The following is a 17123-nucleotide window of genomic DNA, read 5'->3' on the forward strand; positions in this document are numbered from 1 at the left end:
CACGCCCGCCCGGCTCAGTCCAGCGTCGGGTAGTCGATGTAGCCCTTGGCGCCGCCGCCGTAGAGCGTGTCCGCATCCACCGCGTTGAGCGGCGCGTCGCGGCGCAGCCGTTCCACCAGGTCCGGGTTGGCGATGAACGGGCGTCCGAACGCCACCGCGTCGGCGCGGCCGGAGGCGACGGTCTGCTCGGCCAGGGCCTTGTCGTAGCCGTTGTTGACCAGCCACGGACCGCGGAACCTGGCGCGCAGCGCGGCGTAGTCGAAGGCGATGCCGTCGCGCGGGCCGCCGGTGGTGCCCTCGATCACGTGCACGAAGGCCAGGTCCAGCGCATCCAGGCGCTCGACCGCGCGCTCGAACAGCGGCTGCGGGTCGCTGTCGTGCGCATCGTTGACCGGCGTCACCGGCGACAGGCGCACGCCGGTGCGCTCGGCGCCGATCTCCTGCGCCACCGCCTGCACCACCTCGAACAGCAAGCGGGTGCGGTTCTCGATGCTGCCGCCGTAGGCGTCGTCGCGGTGGTTGCTGCCGTCGCGCAGGAACTGGTCGATCAGATAGCCGTTGGCCGCGTGCACCTCGACGCCGTCGAAGCCGGCGGCGATGGCGTTGCGTGCGGCGTGGCGGTAGTCCGCGATCAGGTCGGGAATCTCGTCCAGACGCAATGCGCGCGGTGCGGAGACGTCGCTGAAGCCCTCGGCGGTGTAGGTCTTGGCCTCGGCGCGCAGCGCGCTCGGCGCCACCGGCGCGGCGCCGTCCGGCAGCAGGCTGACGTGGGAGATGCGGCCGACATGCCACAGCTGCAGCACGATCCTGCCGCCGCGGCGGTGTACCTCGGCGGTGATCGGCTGCCACGCGGCGACCTGCGCGTCGCTGTAGATGCCGGGCGTGTCCAGGTAGCCCTGGCCCATCGGGCTGATCTGGGTGGCCTCGGCAACGATCAGCCCGGCCTCGGCGCGTTGCCCGTAGTACTCGATGGCCAGCGGCGAGGGGATGCGGCCGTCGCCTTCGGCGCGGTTGCGGGTCAGCGGCGCCATCACGATGCGGTTGGCCAGTTCGATCGCGCCCAGGCGCAGCGGCGTGAACAGCGGGGAAGCGGTAGCGGTCATCGGCAGGTGTTCTCGTAGAAATTGGGGGAGGCAAGGGCGACGCAGCGCCGGCGGCGCAGGCGTGCCCTGGATCAGATGGGGACGGCTGCGGCCGATTGCGCACGGGCGCGGTAGGACAGTGCGTTACCGGCAGAGGTCTGGCCGGCGAGGCCGTCGCCGTGTTGAGGCCGCCTGGAAGCGCTGCAACGCGGTGTTGCGCGGGCGTGGGTTCAATCGCGTGCTGCGATGCACAATAATGGGCGGCCCTCTTCGATCAGGCTTCGGGCATGTCCACTCCCGCCACTTCCCCGGCGCCGCTGTCGCGCCGCGGCTACGTGCTGATCCTGTTCGCGCTGGCGATGGGCGGCTTCGCGATCGGCACCAGCGAGTTCTCCACGATGGGCCTGATGCCGTACATCGCGCGCGGGCTGGCGATCGACGAGCCGCAGGTCGGGCACCTGATCAGCGCCTATGCGCTGGGCGTGGTGGTCGGCGCGCCGCTGCTGGCGATCGTCGGCGCGCGCTGGCCACGGCGCACGCTGTTGCTGGCGCTGATGGGCTTCTACGCGGTCGGCAACCTGGCCAGCGCGCTGGCGCCGGACTACCACAGCATGCTGCTGGTGCGCTTCATCGCCGGCCTGCCGCATGGCGCCTATTTCGGCGTGGCCACGCTGGTCGCCGCGTCGATCAGCCCTGCCGACCAGCGCGGCGCGGCGGTGAGCTGGGTACTGCTCGGGCTGAACCTGGCGGTGCTGATCGGCAACCCGCTGGCGACCTGGCTCGGGCAGGTGGCGCAATGGCGCTACGCCTACGCGCTGGTCGCGGCGATCGCGGTGCTGACCGTGGTGCTGGTCATGCGCCTGCTGCCGGCCGATCCGGACGAGCCGCGGCAGCGGCCGCTGCGCGAACTGCGCGCGTTCAACCGTCCGCAGGTGTGGCTGGCGCTGGGCATCGGCTCGGTCGGCTTCGCCGGCATGTTCTGCGTGTTCAGCTATCTGGCGCCGACCCTGACCCAGGTCACCGGCGTCTCCGAACGCTGGATTCCGTTCGCGATGGGCGCGTTCGGCTTCGGTGGCCTGCTCGGCAACCTCGCCGGCGGTTGGCTGTTCGACCGCCTGCAGTTCCGTGCGGTGCCGCTGGTGCTGCTGTGGTCGATGGCGGTGCTGCTGGCCTGGCCGCTGGCCGCGCAGTCGCCGTGGGCGGTGCTGCCGGCGGTGGTCGCGGTCGGCACCATGGGCGCGCTGGCGCCGGTGCTGCAGACCCGGCTGATGGACGTGGCCAGCGAGGCGCAGACCCTGGCCGCGGCCTCCAACCATGCCGCGTTCAACCTGGCCAACGCGCTGGGCCCGTGGATGGGCGGGATCGCGATCAGCGCCGGGCTGGGCTGGACCTCGACCGGCTACGTCGGCGCGGCGGCGGCATTGGGCGGCCTGCTGGTGTACCTGTGGGCGCGCCACGACGCGCGCCGCGCGCGTTTGGCGACCGCCAGCTAGCGCGCATCGGTGGGCAGCGCGCGCTGCGGTGCGCGTGGCGCCTGCGTGCGAAGTGGCGGCACATGTTCGCGCCGAGCGACGCGCCGGTTCGCTCAGCGCCGCGCCTGCGCGTTGTGCGACAGCCGCCGCAACGCGTCCAGCTTGGACTGGTAGCGCGGCTGCGCGGTCTTGTCCGCGTGCTCCAGGGCCTGTTGCATCGCCCAGTTGGCGCGGCGCGGATCGCCGTTGAGCAGGTAGGCGCGGGACAGCGCGAAGTACAGCAGGTGCGCGCTGTCGTACAGGCGCAGCGCATGCCGGTAATAGCCGATGGCGGCGGGATAATCCTGGCGCCGTTCGGCCTCGTTGCCGAGCAGGTACTGGTGAAACGGATCGGTCAGCTGCACGCGCTGCAGCCGCTGCAGCATCGCCGCCTCGCGGCGGCTGTCGCCCAGGCGCCGGTACAGGCTGGCGGCGTTGGAGAGGGTGGAGACATGGCCGGGATCGATTGACAGCGCGGTGGCGTAGTCGGCGGCGGCGCCCTGCGTGTCGCCCTGGCGCAGCGCCAGCACGCCGAGGTTGTTCCAGGCTGCGGCGAAGTCGCGGTCCATCTGCAGCGCCATCGCCAGGTGCTGTTGCGCGGCAGGCAGCGCGCCGTCGGCCATCAGCTCGGCGCCGCGGTTGTTGTAGTAGTGGGCCAGTGCGCGGCGGTCTGAAATCGGCTGCGGCCCGCGCCGTTCCATCAGCACGCTGCGGTCCAGGTCGATGCTGACCCGGCGTCCGTCGATGCGCACGCCGACGTTGACGTGGCCGGCGTTGTACAGCGCATCGCCATCCTCGTACCAGCTCAGCACGCGGCCCACTTCCTGCACCTGCGCCTCGACCCCGGCGTCGCGCGCCAGCGCCACGAACAGCAGGGTGAAGGCCAGGCAGTTGACGCGGCGGGTGGCGTAGCTCTCGGCGACGCTGTGGGTGGCCTTGGCGTCGTATTGCAGGTTCAGCCCATCGGCGTCGAACGCCAGTTGCACCAGCTGCTCGAGGCGGTGTTCGCGCGAGGCGCGGGGATCCACGCGCTGTTGCACCAAGGCGTGCAGGGCAGGCGGGATCCGCAGCAGCTGCTCGGGCGAGGGCGGTGACGGCGGCGGTGGTGCGATCGCCGTTGCGGCGACCAGGGCGAATGCGGTCCAACCGAACATGGCGCACCTCGCAGCGACCCGGCAGTGGGCCTCCCCGCCAATATAGACCTTCGCCGCCGCCCTGGATGTGCCGGAAGGCATTGGCTCGAAGCCGGGTAGGCGAGCGGCGTGACCGCGGCCCGGTCGCGCGTATTCATCCACAGCGGCTGTGGACGAAACCCGGGCAGCCGTGTGCATAACCGGCTTCGCGTCCACTCACGCAAGGCGGCGCCATGCCTTGGCGAAAATATCACCAAGCTGTCTGCGCGCAGCGATGAACACCTGTTCATCGCCGGCAACGGTGCGTGACGACGATGCGGCTGCGGCTCACGTGCGCTTTATGCCGCCGCGCCCAGCATCGCCCTCAAGACGCAACGCGGCAAATTCTTCATCCGCGGCCGAACGACATCCAGGGGAACACGACCCGACGTGCCCGTTGCGCGATGTCGCCGGCCCACCGCAGCAAGGAGTTCCATCCATGAGCATTCAGAGCAAGACCACCCACAGCCTCAACGACCTCATCGCCATTTCCCGTGACGGCAAGCAGTTCTACGAAGAAGCCGCACAGAAGGTCGGCGACGCGGAGCTGTCGGCGCTGTTCCTGCGCATCGCCGGGGTCAAGTCCGACATCGTCAGCAGCCTCAGCGCGGTGGTGCAGGGGGTCGGCGGCAAGCCCGAGGAACACGGCACCATGGTCGGCAGCATGCAGCAGATGTACGGCAAGCTGCGCGCCGCGCTGGGCGACACCAAGTACGGCTACGTGGCCGAACTGGAAGAGTCCGAGGATCGCCTGGTGAAGGCGTTCAACGAGACCATCGCCGACAGCGACACCCCGGTCGCCGCGCGCGATGCGGCCACCCGCCTGCTGCCGGAAGTGCGCGCCTGCCACGACGTGATGCGCAATCGCAAGCTGGCGATGAAGAACGCGGCGTAAGCCGGCGGCCGGACCGCGCGTCCGGCCGACTTCAGCGGCTCGGCATGGTGCTGCCTTTGCGGGCAGTATCGCGCCGGTGCCGAACAGGCGAAGGCCGACCGGATCCGTCCGGTCGGCCTTCTTGCGTTGGGGGCAAGCCACCGCCGCATCGCGGGTTCGCGCTATGCGCCTGACACAGCGCGCTTGCTACCATGGCCGCCCGATCCATTGCCGAGCGTTCGCGGTTTTTCGCCGCACCATGCCGATGGCCCACGATGCTTCCCCCGCAGGCGCACAGTTCTCGCTGGGCTTCGCCGCGCCGGCACCGCGCGAGAGCCTGTTCTTCGCGCTGCTGCCGGACCCTGCCACCGCGCAGCGCGCGTTCGCGCTGGGCGAGCGCCTGCGCGCGGCGCACGGCCTGCGCGGGCGAGCGCTGCCGCCCGAACGCCTGCATGTCACCGTGCACTATCTCGGCGAATACGCCGGCATCCCGCCGCGGCTGCTGCAGCAGGCGCATGGCGCCGGACAGGCGCTGGCGTCGGCGCCGTTCGAGCTGTGTTTCGACCGGGTCGCCAGCTTCGGCAACCGGACCGGTGCGCGGCCGCTGGTGCTGCTCGGCGACGCCGAACCGGCAGCGCTGCGCCAGCTGCGCGAGGCGCTGCAGCGGCAGCTCGGCCGCCACGGCCTGGCCACGCGCGCCGATGCGGCCTATGTCCCGCACCTCACCCTGGCCTACGACGAGCGCGAGGTGCCGCCGCAGCCGGTGCCGGAACTGCGCTGGACGGTCGCCACGCTGAGCCTGATCCGCAGCGTGCAGGGGCAGGGACGCTATCTGCACGAAGCGACCTGGCCGCTGCGCGCGGACCCGGCCTGCGAAGCGGGCGACGGCGGAGCGAACCGATGAGCGATCCGATGCGCGAACCGGCGCCGCTGGTGCTGCCCGACGCGCAATGGACGCAGCTGCAGGCGGCCTATGCCGCGCCGCCGCGCGCGTATCACCACTTCGGCCACGTGCAGGCGGTGCTGGGACACTACGCCGACGTCGCGCACGCGGTGGGCTGGCGGCAGCCGCGCGAGGTCTACCTGGCGGTGCTGTACCACGACGCGGTGTACCAGGCCGGGCGCGGCGACAACGAGGCGCAGTCGGCGCGCCTGGCGCAGGCGGCGATCGCGCAATGGCTGCACGATGCCGGGCTGGACGCGGCGCGCGTGACCGCGCTGATCGAGCTGACCGCGCGCCATGGGCAGCTGTCGGCCGCCGCGGTGGACGCCGAGGCGGCGCTGTTCCTGGATTGCGACATGGCCATCCTCGGCGCCGATCCCGCCGCGTTCGCCGCCTACGACGCCGCCATCGCCGAGGAGTACCGCGGGGTGGTGCCGGGCTGGCTGTACCGGCGCAAGCGCCGCGCGTTCCTGAAGACGGTGCTGGCGCAGCCGCGCATCTTCCTCAGCGACTGGTTCCATGCGCGCTACGACGCGGCCGCCCGCGCCAACCTGCGCCAGGCGATCGGCTGAGCCGTGGCTATGCGCTCGATACTTGCCTCTGTGCGCACGCTCCGGCGTGCCCTCCGCCGCGCACCGTGATGCCCGATCCCGCGTCCGACCCCGCCATGGCCGATCCGCGCCCGCAGCCACCCGAGCCGCCGGCGCCCGGCGACTGCTGCAACAGCGGCTGCCCGCTGTGCGTCCATGACCTGTACAACGAGGAGCTGGAGCGCTATCGGCAGGCGCTGGCGGCATGGCGGCTGCGCCATCCCGAGGCCGCGCCGGACGCGTGAGCGCCTGCCGCGCGCCGCCGCCATCCGCGTGGGGTGCGGCAGCCGCAGCGGCAGGCCATGGCAGCGCGCTCACGTACCTCGCATGAACCGGCGCCGGCGCCGCGCTTCGCGCTGCCGCCGTTCGGGCTTATCTTTACACGCCTTTTCAGGATTGCCGGATGATGCGAATGCGTGGCGGATGGATGTGGGGAAGTGCGTTGGCCGGGCTGCTCGCGTCGGCGGCCGCCTCGGCGGCGCCCGGCGCAGCGACGCCTGCAGCGCCGGCGGCACCGGCCGCCGCCCCGGAAAAGCTCAGCCACGGCCGCTTCGAACAGGTGCCGGTGCTGTTGCCGCAGGGCGACGCGCAGCGCGTGGTGCTGTGGTTCGCCGGCGGCAAGCACGGCGACGCCGCGCGCGCGCGCCAGATCGAGGCGCTGCGCCGCGACGGCGCGATGGTCGCGGTGATCGACGGCGCGCACCTGCAGGCGGTGCTGGCCAAGATCGACGGCACCTGCGGCTTTTCTGCCGGCGACGTGGAGAACTTCTCGCGCTACGTGCAGGCCTATTACCACATGCCCACCTACCACCTGCCGCTGCTGGTCGGCGATGGCGACGGCGCCGCGCTGGCCTATGCGGTCGCGGCGCAAGCGCCCAAGCAGTTGCTGGCCGGCATGGTCACCGAGGACTTCTGCCCGGTGCAGGTGCTGGACGACCAGATCTGCGGCGCCGGCATCACCGCGCCGGCGCGCGCGCTGCAGCCGGCGACGTTGCCGTTGCCGTGGCTGGCGGCGGCCGCGGCCAAGCCGGCGACGCGCTGCAGCCAGCAGAGCGATGCGTTCGTGCAGAAGGTGCCGCAGGCGCGGCAGTTCCGCCGCAGCGCCAGCGGCGATGCGCTGCCAGGGTTGCGCGCGGCGGTGCGTTCGCTGGGCGCGCAACCCGGGGTCAGCCTGCCGCCGACGCCGGCCGATCTGGCCGGACTGCCGGTGGTGGAAGTCCCGGTCGCGGCCGACACCGCAGCGGCCGGCAATGGCGAGGTGTTCGCGATCTTCGTGTCCGGCGACGGCGGCTGGGCCGGACTCGACCAGCAGGTCGCCGGCGCGCTGGCGCAGGCCGGCATCCCGGTGGTCGGCGTGGATTCGCTGCGCTACTTCTGGAGCGAGCGCACGCCGCAGGGCTTCGCCACCGACCTGGACCGGATCTACCGCCACTACAGCCGCCTGTGGCGGCGCGGGCGGGTGGTGCTGATCGGCTTCTCGCAGGGCGCCGACGTGCTGCCGGCCGCCTACAACCAATTGCCGGCGCCGATGCGCGCGCAGGTGCAGGCCACCGCGCTGCTGTCGCTGGGCAAGACCGCCGATTACGAATTCCACGTCTCCAACTGGATCAGCTCCGGCGACGACGGCCTGCCGATCGCGCCGGAAGTGGCGAAGATGCCGGGCGCGCAGACCCTGTGCATCTACGGCGAGGACGACGACGACGCACTGTGCCCGGACCTGCCGCGCGGCGGCGCGCAGCTGGTGAAGCTGCCCGGCGATCATCACTTCGAGGGCGACTACGCGGAGTTGGCCAAGCAGATATTGCAGCGGATCGATTGAAGGCCGGGATTGGGGAGTCGGGATTGGGGATTCGCAAGAGCACGGCGCGCATGCGTTGGTCGCCTTAGGCCAGGTGTTCCAGCGTTTACCCGTCTGGGGTGAACGTCTCAGCGCGGATGCGTTGGAAGCCACGAGCGTCGTGGCTTCCAGGCGCTAGATCGAACCGCTCGATCACGATACGCGTGGGGCATCACCCCGAATCCCTGCTTCCGCAACCGAATGGCTACCAATCCCGAATCCCCAATCCCGAATCCCGGCCGTCAATCAGGCTTCCGCGGATCCAGCGAAATCAGCCGCGTTACGTCCAGCAGCGCCGCCGGCAGGTGCATGCCGCCGGGCGCGGCCAGGTAGCGGGTACGCCAGACCGGGGCGAACTTGGACTTGAAGCGGCGCAGCCCGGTGAAGCCGTAGAAGCGTTCGCCGTGGCGCACGATCAGGTTGCCGAAGCGGTTCCAGCGCCCGGCCAGGCGATGCTGGGCCAGGCCCGACAGCGGCGCCATGCCCAGCGAGAAGCGCTGGTAGCCCTGGTCGCGGCCCCACAGGAACAGTTCGATGAACAGGAAATCCATCGTGCCCTTCGGCGCATCGGCGATGTGCCGCATCAGGTCCACCGACAGCTCGTGCCCGGCCGGCGCCTGCCACAGGTTGGCGAAGGCGACGATCTTGCCTTCGGTCTCGACCACCGCGATCGGGAAACGGCGCAGATAGGCCGGGTCGAAGCTGCCGAGCGAGAAGCCCTTCTCCTCGCCGGCCTTTTCCTCCAGCCATTGCTGCGAGACCTCGGCCAGCGCCGGCATCAGCGCATCGATCTCCTCCAGCGGCACGATGCGGAAGCTCAGTCCGCTGCGCTTGCCGCGGTTCCAGGCCTGGCGCAGGTCGGCGCGGTCGCGGCCCTCCAGGTGGAAGCCCTCCAGCGACACCATCGCTTCCTCGCCGAGCTTGACCAGGGTCAGGCCCAGGTCGAGGTAGGTCTGCCAGTGCTGCTCGCCGACCTGGTAGAACACCGGGCGCAGGCCGAGCCGGTCGGCCTCCTCGCGGAAGCGCCAGATCAGCGCCCGTGCGACGTCCTGCGGACCCACCGGATCGCCCATCGCCACCAGCGAGCCGCCGTAGCGCTGCATCATCACGAAGCCCCGGCCGTCCTCGGCCGGCAGCAGCGCCTTGTCGCCGGTCAGCACCAGGCAGGCCTGGGTGTCGGTGGCCGTGGCCAGGACCGGCGCCAGCGCGTCCAGCTGCGCCGCATCGGCCGGCGGCAGCGGCGAGCGCGTGCTGTGCAGCAGCCGTGCCATGCCGAACACCACCACCGCCACGCTGACCAGCAACACCGCGCGCAGCGCCCGCGGCGCGTTGGCCGAAGTGGCGAACTGCCACCACAGCTCGTTCTGGTATTCGACATGGCTGTAGACGAAGAACAGCAGCCACACCGTCGCGATCAGCACCAGGCCCAGGTTGCGGATCCATGGCCATGACCAGGCCTCGTCGAGCAGCGCACCCTGGCGGTAGAACTCGCGGCGCGCGCCCCACAGCCCGGCCGCCACCACCAGCGAGGACAGCGCCACCGAGGCGTGGCCGCCGCGCAGCCAGGCCGGCAACGGCAGCAGCACGCAGATGCCGATCGCCAGCATCCACGCCACATGGCTGCGCCGCTGCAGGCCCTGGCCGATCAGCAGCAGCACCACGCCGCCGAGGCTGGCCAGCAGGTGCGAGGTCTCCACGATCGACAGCGGCGCCATGCCCAGGCGCCGCTTCGGGGTCGGCAGGGTGCCGTCGATGACCAGCGCCGCGCCGACCGCGAACACCGCCATCGCGATGATCTGCGGCAGCCACGGGCGCAGCGTGCCCCAGGCCACGCGCACCCCGCCGGCGCTGGCCGCCAACGGCCGGCGCAGGCCGGAGGCCGCGGCCATCAGCACCGACAGCAGCAGCGGCACCACGTAGTAGGTGATGCGATAGATCAGCGCCGCCGCCAGCAGCGCCGCCGGCGCCACGCCGGGCAGCAGCTTGAGCAGGCTCCATTCGAACACGCCCAGCCCGGCCGGCACGGTCGACATCAGCCCGGCCACCACCGCGACCAGGTACAGGCCGACGAAGCCGACGAACTCGATGCCCGATTCGTTCGGCAGCAGCACGTAGAACGCGGCGCTGGCCAGGCCCAGTTCGACCACGCTCAGTGCGGTCACGCCGAGGGTGGTGCGCCGGTCCGGCAGCCACAGTTCGTGGCTGCGCCAGCGCAGCGTGCGGCCCTCGCGTCCGGCCAATAGCAGCATCAAGCCGAAGCCGGCCAGCAGCGCGATGCCGATCGTGCGCACCGCCGGCGCGGCCAGCGGCAACGCCAGCGCGGCCGACGCCGGCTCCAGGGTCAGGGCAAGCGCCAGCAGCAGCCACGCGCCGAACACGAAGCCGAGCGTGCTCATCAGCACCACCTGGCCGATCTCGGCCAGGCTCAGCCCGACCCGGCCGTAGCCGCGCAGGCGCACCGCGCCGCCGGTGAGCGCGGCGAAGCCCAGGGTCTGGCCGACCGCATGCGCCAGGAACGCGGTGACGCCGATCCGCATCGGATGCAGCTTGCGTCCGCTGCGGTGCAGGCCGATCGCGTCGAAGCCGATCAGGCAGGCGTAGCTGCTCAGGCCCAGCAGCAAGGTTAGCGCGATCTGGCCGGCGCCGAGCTGGTTGAAGGCGTGGCGGATCGCGCCGTAGCCGTGGGTGCTGAACTCGGTGGCCAGCGCGCGCAGCGCCAGCGCCAGGATCACCAGGCTGATCACTACCGGCAGCGCACGGCGCCAGCCAGCGGCCGGGGAGGAGGAAACGGGAGGTGCGGCGTCGGTCATTGCAGGGCAGCGTAAGCGAAGAAGAAGGGCGGCAGCGCGCGCGCGCCGGTGGCGTTGCGCAGTGGGGCGGTGGCGGTGCGGGCAGCCACTGGGGCGAGCCTGCAAGCAGGGAGGGGCTGGTCCATCGCGATGTCGGGTCGCCTAGGGCTGGTCGGCGCGGCCGCGGCGGACCATGTTGCTATGCGCGGCGCCGCGGCAACATGCCCGCCGGCTCGCGCCGCGCACGCTCGCCCGGGCACCGGCGGCGGCACTCCGGCGGGCCGTGCCTGGGCGCGCATCGGGCCGCGTCATCCTGTGCTGGCTTGTCGGCATACGATCAACTCGTTCTTCCTTACCCGTACGTGCCCAGACATGGCGCGGCCTGTTGCAACGGCGTCGACCGACCCTGGGGGGCTGTGCCGGCGGCGCCGGCGTCGCGCATCATAGTGGAATCGCACGTCGGTACCGCGTCGGTGCGCGCCGACGGTGCCGGCGCGGACCTGCCGCACGCGTCGCATCCCCGATCCGATCCGGAGCCCTGCCCATGCCGTCGCCCATGGACCTCGTCCCCGCACCGCCGCGCTGGCCGTGCGCCGCCGGCGCGCTCGCCACGGTGCTGTGCCTGTCGTTCCTCGGTACCGCGCTGGCGCTGCAACTGCTGCGCACCGACCTGCACTGGCAGCAGGCGACGCTGAGCCTGTACCTGCACGGTCCCGGCGGGCTGCTGCTGCGCGTGGTCTACGTGCTGCTGGCGGCGGGCATCGTCGCCTTGGCGGCCGGCCTGTACGCGCAGGCTCCGCCGCAGGCACGCAGCGCCGCGCCGCCGCTGCTGTTCGCGGTGGCCGCGCTGGGCCTGTGCGGCGTGGCGATCGGCGACAGCTACCTGCCGCAGCGCGCACCGTTGCTGGCGCCGTTGCTGCATGCGGTGTCGGCACAGACCGCATTCCTGTGCGTGACCACGGCCATGCTGTTGCAGAGCGCGTGGCTGCGTCGGCAACCGCGCTGGCGCGGCGCCGCCGTCGCCTTGCCAGCGCTGGCAGTCGCGGCGTTCGTGGCGCTGTGGCTGCACGTGCTGTGGCGCGCGCCGCCGCGCGGACTGACCCAGAAACTGGCGATCGTGCTGATCCTGGCCTGGCTGCTGCTGGCCGCGTATCGGTTGTGGCGTCCTGCAGCGGCGGCGCAATCGCGCGACAATGGCAGCGTTTCCCCTCTTCAGGACAGCCCATCATGATCCAGCGTTTCGATACCGGCCCGCGCATGTCGGAAATGACCGTGCACAACGGCGTGGCCTACCTGGCCGGGCAGATCGCCGACGACACCAGTGCCGACATCGCCGGGCAGACCCGCCAGGTGCTGGCGGCGATCGACGAACTGCTGGCGCGTGCGGCCAGCGACAAGAGCAAGGTCCTGCGCGCGGAAATCTTCATGACCGACCTGGCCGAGTTCGCCGAAATGAACAAGGTCTGGGAGGCGTGGGTCTGCCCGGGCAGCACCCCGGCCCGCGCCACCGTGCAGGCCAAGCTGGCCAATCCGGAGTGGAAGGTCGAGATCGTGATTACTGCTGCCGTGTGAGTTGAAGGCCGGGATTGGGGAGTGGGGAGTGGGGATTCGATCCCCACTTCCAGCCGCTTGACCATGCGATCGGTCCAGGGGCCGATCCGTATCACGTCGCGCTTCAGTGCACGCGCCCTGCTTTTGCCAATCCCGAATCCCCACTCCCGAATCCCGGCGCTTCAGCGCCTGACGAACCGATAATGCGCCACGCCCCATTGCTGGCCCTGGTCGTAGCCGAACAGTTCCGCGCAGGCCATCCAGAACATGCGCCAGCGCTGCCACCAGATCCTGGCGTCGGCGCCGTAGGTGGCTTCCAGCACCGGCATCAGTTCGGTGCGGTGCCGGTCCTGGTTGCGCAGCCAGGCGTTGGCGGTCTTCTCGTAGTGTTCGCCGGACAGCAGCCAGCGCCGTTCGATCGACAGGTCGTCCTGGAACTGCAGCAGGGTGTCGGCCGCCGGCATCAGCCCGCCGGTGAAGAAATGCCGGCCCATCCAGTTGTCCTCGCCCTGCACCTCGAACGGGTAGGCCAGGTCGCGGTGGCAGAAGATGTGCACGAACAGCTTGCCGCCGGGCACCAGCCAGTGGCCGATCCGCGCCAGCAGCTCGCGGTAGTTGCGCATGTGCTCGAACATCTCGATCGAGACCACGCGATCGTAGCTGGCGGTCGGCAAGGCGAGCGTGTTGGCGTCGTGGGTGACGACCTTGACGTTGTCCAGGCTTCGCGCGCGGCACTGCGCCTCGATGTGCTCGCGCTGCGGCCGCGAGTTGGACACCGCGGTGATGCGCGCGCCGGGGAAACGTTCGGCCATCCACAGGGTCAGCGAGCCCCAGCCGCAGCCCAGTTCCAGGATGCGCTGGCGGTCGCGCAGCTGCGCACGCTCGGCGTACAGCTGCAGCATGCGTTCTTCTGCCGCATCCAGGTCGGCGGTGCCGGCGTCCCAGTAGCAGCTGCTGTACTTCAGGCGCTTGCCCAGGCACAGCTCGAAGAAGCGCGGCGGCAGTTCGTAGTGCTGGCGGTTGGCGGCGTCGGTCTCGATCGCGATGGCGCTGGCGCGCAGCGCTTCGACGAAACCGCGCTGGCGCTCCCACGCCGCATCCGCGCCGCCACTGCGCTCCTCGCGCAGGCGCTGCGTGCACAGCTTGCGCATCGCGCTGCGCAGCAGCGCATCGGGCAGCAGGCCGGACTCGGCGATGCGCGTGGCCAGCGGTTCGGCCGGCAGCGACGGCGGGGGCGAGGTGGCGAAGGTGCTGGACATCGGCGGTTCTCCTGGAAGCGGAATCATTGCCGCGGCGGCAACGGAAAGAAGGCGCTGGTGCGGCGCTGGTAATCGGCGTAGTCCTGGCCGCGCGAACGCAGCGCCTGTTGTTCGGTGTAGGGAATGCCGGTGACGCGGTACAGGAATGCGAACATCAGCAGCGGCCCCAGCGCGGCGACGCCGACCCACAGCGCGCCGCCGCCCACCGCCAGGAACACGTAGGCGAACCAGTGCACGAACTCGAAGAAGTAGTTCGGGTGCCGCGAGTAGCGCCACAGGCCGCGGCGGCAGGTCTTGCCCTTGTTGCCCGGATCGGCGCGGAACGCGGCCAGCTGGCGGTCGGCCAGGCTTTCCCCGCCCACCGCCAGCAGCCAGGTGAGCAGCGCCAACGTGGTCCACACCGTCCACTGCGGAAGCGGATTGTGCGCGGCGACCGACAGCGGCACCGCGAACGCCACCACCACCAGCGCCTGGCCGAGGAAGAACGCCAGGAAGCGGCGCTGGTCGCCGTGCCAGTGTTCGCGCAGCGCGCGATAGCGGCCGTCCTCGTGCGCATCGCCGAACACGCGCACGCCCAGGTGCCAGGCCAGGCGCGCGCCCCACAGTGCGCCCATCGCGGCCGTCAGCACGCGCGGCAGCGCGGCGCCGTCGGCGCGCCAGGCGCAGTACGCCGCGGCCAGTGCCATGCACGCGGCCCACAGCACGTCGACCACGCCGGCGTTGCGCGTACGCCGCTGCCAGGCCCAGCCGACGAGCATCGCCACCACGGTGAACAGGCCGACGTGCAACAGCGGCCAGGCGTTCATGGCGCGGCTCCGGCGATGCGCGGCGCGGGCTGCGCCGTCGCCGACAGACGCCGCGTCGCCAGGCTCAGCACGGCCAGCGCGGCCGCCCAGGCCAGCGCCAGCGCGAGTACGGCGTGCAGCATCGGCGCGCCCAGCGTCACCGCCTGCCAGCCACGCGCGGCCAGTACATAGCCGAGCGGGCCGCACACCGCGCCGAACAGCGCCGCGCGCCACGGGCGGTGCATGACCCAGGCCAGCGAATGGTTGAAGGTCAGCGCGAAGCCAGCCCACAGCGCCAGGATCCACAGCGGCGCCCACGGCGCCGGCGGCAGCGCCGCCGCATAGCGCACCCAGCCGCCGGCGGCCAGCGCGGTGTCGACGCCGGCGCCGAGCAGCAGCGCCAGCGCCATCAGCGTGGCATCGCCGCGCGCGCGGCGGCGCGGCTGCAACTGGTACAGCGCGAACAGCGCCAGTGCCGCCGGTCCGCACCAGGCCAGCCCATGTCCGGCGCCCATCACCGCCGCCAGCCACAGCAGTTGCAGCGCGACGTAGTTGGCCAGGTTGCTCATGCGTCGTGCGCCAACGCCGGCGCGAACTGCGCCGGGCGCGCGCCCGGCTTGCTCAGCCACAGGTGCACGTCGCCGATCGAGCGCTCCAGGAAGCCGCCTTCGCAATAGGCCAGGTAGAACTCCCACATGCGGATGAAGCGTGCGTCGTAGCCCAGCGCGCGCACCTGCGGCAGTTTGGCCATGAAGCGCTGGCGCCAGGCGCGCAGGGTCAGCGCGTAGCTGGGGCCGATGTCTTCCAGGTTGAACAGGCGCAGGTCGCTGGCGCGCGCGATCGCCCCGGTCATCGCCGCCACCGACGGAATGAAGCTGCCCGGGAAGATGTGCCGCTTGATGAAATCCACCGATTTCAGCGCCTGCGCGTAGCGGTGGTCCTCGATGGTGATCGCCTGGATCAATGCCTGGCCATCGTCCTTCAGCAGCGCGCCCACCTTGCCGAAGTAGGTGTCCAGATACTGGTGGCCGATCGCTTCGATCATCTCGATCGACACCAGCCGGTCGTAGCGGCCGTCCAGGTCGCGGTAGTCGCGCAGTAGCACCTCGACGCGCTCACCCAGGCCGGCCGCGGCCACGCGCTGGCGTGCCAGCTCGTACTGCTCGCGCGAGATGGTGGTGGTGGTGACGCGGCAGCCGTGGTGGGTGGCCGCGTACAGCGCGAAGCCACCCCAGCCGGTGCCGATCTCCACCAGGTGATGGTGCGGTTGCAGGTCGAGCTTGGCGCAGATGCGCTGCAGCTTGCGTTCGGCCGCGCGTTCCAGCGCGGCGTCGCCGAGCGCGGCGTCTGCGTCGCGGAAGATCGCCGAGGAGTACATCAGGTTGCGATCCAGGAACAGCTCGAACAGCGGGTTGCCCAGGTCGTAGTGCGCGGCGATGTTGCGGCGGCTGCCGGCGCGGGTGTTGCGGGTGAGCGCGTGCAGGCTGCGCATCGTCATCCCGCCGAGCCGCGCCAGGCCGGACTCCATCGCATCCAGGCGGTCGCGGTTGCGCACCAGCAGGCGCACCAGCGCGACCAGGTCGTCGCAGTCCCACAGCCCGTCCATGTACGCCTCGCCGACGCCGACGCTGCCGTTGAGCGCGGCCTGGCGGTAGAAGCGCGGGTCGTGGATGCGCAGGTGCGCCTGCAGTGCCTCGCCCTCGGCCGCGGCGCTGCCCAGCGTGGTGATCGCGCCAGGTTCCTCGATGCGCAACTGGCCATCGCGCAGGCCGTCCAGCGTGGCGAACAGGCGGCGTCGCAGCAGGCGGTCCAGGCCGCGCAGCGGTGGTGCCGCCGGGGCCAGCGCGACGGCGTCGGAAGAGGGCGCGTGCGGAGCGTTCATCGGCGTTCTCGCGGAAGGGGAAGGTCGGGATGGTCGTGCACCGGATTGCCGCGCAGCCACAGGCGCAGCGCCTGCCAGTGGATCTTGGCCACGACCTGCAGGGTCATCGCCGGATAGCGCAGCAGCGCGCGCGCCAGGCTGGCGCCGCTGAGTTCGCGCCGCTGCAGCACCAGCGTGGCGTCGAAGCGCCTGGCCGCCGGCGCGGCGTCCAGCACCTCCATGTGCACGCGCAGCTGCGCGCCGGGCGCGCTGCAGCGCCACGCGTAGTCGTGCGCCATCGCCATGAACGGCGAGACGTGGAAGCGCTTGTCGAAGCGCCACGCATGCACGCTGCCGTGACTGCGCGCCGCCGCCACCGGCAGCACGTAGGCGTGGCGCTGCCGCCACGGCGTGTTGGTGATCTCGGCGACGATGCTGTGCAGGCGCTGCTGCATGTCGTGGCAGTAGTAGAACGTGACCGGGTTGAAGCAATGGCCGAAGTAGCGCAGGTGGGTCAGCATGCGCACCGCGCCGAGCGGGCGCTCGCCGGTGTGCTGCTGCACGCGGTCGCGCACCGCCTCGTCCAGCGGCTGCGCCGGATCGCCCAGGTAGTCGCTGCGGCGGAATTCGACCAGGTTGCGGCGGCCCACCGACCACAGCCAGCGCCGCGCGAACACCTGGTCGAGTTCGGCCAGATCCAGGTACATCAGGAACAGCGGATAGCGGAACGCCAGCGCTTTCGGCGCGTAGCGGCGATGCCGGACCCAGCCGCTGTACAGCGCGCTGTGCAGGCCGTGCGTGGTCGTGCCCGCCGCCGCCGGCGTTATCGGGACGGCGCCAGCCGGCGGGGCGGACACGGTAGCGCTGCG

General features: G+C 71.4%; 15 protein-coding genes and 1 pseudogene. 8 read left to right on the forward strand and 8 right to left on the reverse strand.

The window, feature by feature from the left end:
* Positions 1-14: 14 nt before the first annotated feature.
* Positions 15-1103 (reverse strand): alkene reductase, encoded by a 1089-nt coding sequence (locus J2Y70_RS02255; RefSeq protein WP_309912766.1) that lies wholly within the window; start codon positions 1101-1103, stop codon positions 15-17.
* Positions 1104-1369: 266 nt separating this feature from the next.
* Here J2Y70_RS02255 and J2Y70_RS02260 point away from each other — a divergent pair, with 266 nt between their 5' ends.
* A complete protein-coding gene (locus J2Y70_RS02260) occupies positions 1370-2575 on the forward strand; it encodes an MFS transporter (protein ID WP_309912768.1) in 1206 nt (401 codons plus the stop codon).
* A 92-nt stretch (positions 2576-2667) separates the two neighbouring features.
* On the opposite strand, the gene J2Y70_RS02265 is transcribed toward J2Y70_RS02260, so the two are convergent.
* Entirely contained in the window at positions 2668-3747 is a 1080-nt protein-coding gene (locus J2Y70_RS02265; RefSeq protein ID WP_309912770.1) for a tetratricopeptide repeat protein, read from the reverse strand.
* A 457-nt stretch (positions 3748-4204) separates the two neighbouring features.
* On the opposite strand from J2Y70_RS02265, the gene J2Y70_RS02270 reads away from it, so the two are divergent.
* From J2Y70_RS02270 to J2Y70_RS02290, 5 genes are all read left to right on the forward strand, one after another.
* Positions 4205-4660 carry a PA2169 family four-helix-bundle protein gene (locus J2Y70_RS02270; protein WP_309912772.1) on the forward strand — a complete coding sequence of 152 codons (456 nt, stop codon included), beginning with the start codon at positions 4205-4207 and terminating at the stop codon, positions 4658-4660.
* Between the two features lie 238 nt (positions 4661-4898).
* Complete coding sequence (gene thpR, locus J2Y70_RS02275) at positions 4899-5543, forward strand: RNA 2',3'-cyclic phosphodiesterase (protein ID WP_309912774.1); 645 nt, start codon at positions 4899-4901, stop codon at positions 5541-5543.
* An 8-nt stretch (positions 5544-5551) separates the two neighbouring features.
* The gene (locus J2Y70_RS02280) at positions 5552-6154 is read left to right on the forward strand and encodes a hypothetical protein (protein ID WP_309913246.1); all 603 of its coding nucleotides are present in this window, start codon (positions 5552-5554) and stop codon (positions 6152-6154) included.
* Between the two features lie 68 nt (positions 6155-6222).
* Positions 6223-6417, forward strand: coding sequence for an oxidoreductase-like domain-containing protein (locus tag J2Y70_RS02285; RefSeq protein WP_309912776.1), 195 nt, complete (start codon positions 6223-6225; stop codon positions 6415-6417).
* A 167-nt stretch (positions 6418-6584) separates the two neighbouring features.
* Positions 6585-7991, forward strand: a complete 1407-nt coding sequence (locus tag J2Y70_RS02290; protein ID WP_309913251.1) for an AcvB/VirJ family lysyl-phosphatidylglycerol hydrolase — start codon at positions 6585-6587, stop codon at positions 7989-7991.
* A 260-nt stretch (positions 7992-8251) separates the two neighbouring features.
* On the opposite strand, the gene mprF is transcribed toward J2Y70_RS02290, so the two are convergent.
* Positions 8252-10819, reverse strand: a complete 2568-nt coding sequence (gene mprF, locus J2Y70_RS02295; protein WP_309912778.1) for a bifunctional lysylphosphatidylglycerol flippase/synthetase MprF — start codon at positions 10817-10819, stop codon at positions 8252-8254.
* A 523-nt stretch (positions 10820-11342) separates the two neighbouring features.
* Here mprF and J2Y70_RS02300 point away from each other — a divergent pair.
* Both J2Y70_RS02300 and J2Y70_RS02305 read left to right on the forward strand, forming a co-directional pair.
* Positions 11343-12029, forward strand: a complete 687-nt coding sequence (locus J2Y70_RS02300; RefSeq protein ID WP_309912779.1) for a DUF998 domain-containing protein — start codon at positions 11343-11345, stop codon at positions 12027-12029.
* Complete coding sequence (locus J2Y70_RS02305; protein WP_263397774.1) at positions 12026-12370, forward strand: RidA family protein; 345 nt, start codon at positions 12026-12028, stop codon at positions 12368-12370. Before J2Y70_RS02300 ends, J2Y70_RS02305 begins: the two co-directional genes overlap by 4 nt.
* A gap of 161 nt (positions 12371-12531) precedes the next feature.
* Here the strand turns inward: J2Y70_RS02305 and J2Y70_RS02310 are convergent, their stop codons facing one another.
* The 5 genes and pseudogenes from J2Y70_RS02310 to J2Y70_RS02330 form a co-directional block, all read right to left on the reverse strand.
* A complete protein-coding gene (locus J2Y70_RS02310; protein WP_309912781.1) occupies positions 12532-13608 on the reverse strand; it encodes a cyclopropane-fatty-acyl-phospholipid synthase family protein in 1077 nt (358 codons plus the stop codon).
* Between the two features lie 23 nt (positions 13609-13631).
* Positions 13632-14414, reverse strand: coding sequence for a DUF1295 domain-containing protein (locus J2Y70_RS02315; protein WP_309912783.1), 783 nt, complete (start codon positions 14412-14414; stop codon positions 13632-13634).
* Complete coding sequence (locus J2Y70_RS02320) at positions 14411-14962, reverse strand: DUF2878 domain-containing protein (protein ID WP_309912785.1); 552 nt, start codon at positions 14960-14962, stop codon at positions 14411-14413. The genes J2Y70_RS02315 and J2Y70_RS02320 overlap by 4 nt, the downstream gene beginning before the upstream one ends.
* A complete protein-coding gene (locus tag J2Y70_RS02325; RefSeq protein ID WP_309912787.1) occupies positions 14959-16275 on the reverse strand; it encodes a cyclopropane-fatty-acyl-phospholipid synthase family protein in 1317 nt (438 codons plus the stop codon). The genes J2Y70_RS02320 and J2Y70_RS02325 overlap by 4 nt, the downstream gene beginning before the upstream one ends.
* A pseudogene (locus J2Y70_RS02330) lies at positions 16272-17039 on the reverse strand (DUF1365 domain-containing protein); the annotation flags it as partial. The pseudogene J2Y70_RS02330 and the gene J2Y70_RS02325, both read right to left, overlap by 4 nt.
* Positions 17040-17123 lie beyond the last annotated feature (84 nt).

This window comes from Xanthomonas sp. 1678 (assembly GCF_031455575.1).
GTDB lineage: Bacteria > Pseudomonadota > Gammaproteobacteria > Xanthomonadales > Xanthomonadaceae > Xanthomonas_A.

Bases quoted from the DNA above. Each gene is read 5' to 3' on its own strand.
- J2Y70_RS02255 (WP_309912766.1), bottom strand. From the start codon at position 1,103: ATGACCGCTACCGCTTCCCCGCTGTTCACGCCGCTGCGCCTGGGCGCG.
- J2Y70_RS02260 (WP_309912768.1), top strand. From the start codon at position 1,370: ATGTCCACTCCCGCCACTTCCCCGGCGCCGCTGTCGCGCCGCGGCTAC.
- J2Y70_RS02265 (WP_309912770.1), bottom strand. From the start codon at position 3,747: ATGTTCGGTTGGACCGCATTCGCCCTGGTCGCCGCAACGGCGATCGCA.
- J2Y70_RS02270 (WP_309912772.1), top strand. From the start codon at position 4,205: ATGAGCATTCAGAGCAAGACCACCCACAGCCTCAACGACCTCATCGCC.
- thpR (WP_309912774.1), top strand. From the start codon at position 4,899: ATGCCGATGGCCCACGATGCTTCCCCCGCAGGCGCACAGTTCTCGCTG.
- J2Y70_RS02280 (WP_309913246.1), top strand. From the start codon at position 5,552: ATGCGCGAACCGGCGCCGCTGGTGCTGCCCGACGCGCAATGGACGCAG.
- J2Y70_RS02285 (WP_309912776.1), top strand. From the start codon at position 6,223: ATGCCCGATCCCGCGTCCGACCCCGCCATGGCCGATCCGCGCCCGCAG.
- J2Y70_RS02290 (WP_309913251.1), top strand. From the start codon at position 6,585: ATGCGTGGCGGATGGATGTGGGGAAGTGCGTTGGCCGGGCTGCTCGCG.
- mprF (WP_309912778.1), bottom strand. From the start codon at position 10,819: ATGACCGACGCCGCACCTCCCGTTTCCTCCTCCCCGGCCGCTGGCTGG.
- J2Y70_RS02300 (WP_309912779.1), top strand. From the start codon at position 11,343: ATGCCGTCGCCCATGGACCTCGTCCCCGCACCGCCGCGCTGGCCGTGC.
- J2Y70_RS02305 (WP_263397774.1), top strand. From the start codon at position 12,026: ATGATCCAGCGTTTCGATACCGGCCCGCGCATGTCGGAAATGACCGTG.
- J2Y70_RS02310 (WP_309912781.1), bottom strand. From the start codon at position 13,608: ATGTCCAGCACCTTCGCCACCTCGCCCCCGCCGTCGCTGCCGGCCGAA.
- J2Y70_RS02315 (WP_309912783.1), bottom strand. From the start codon at position 14,414: ATGAACGCCTGGCCGCTGTTGCACGTCGGCCTGTTCACCGTGGTGGCG.
- J2Y70_RS02320 (WP_309912785.1), bottom strand. From the start codon at position 14,962: ATGAGCAACCTGGCCAACTACGTCGCGCTGCAACTGCTGTGGCTGGCG.
- J2Y70_RS02325 (WP_309912787.1), bottom strand. From the start codon at position 16,275: ATGAACGCTCCGCACGCGCCCTCTTCCGACGCCGTCGCGCTGGCCCCG.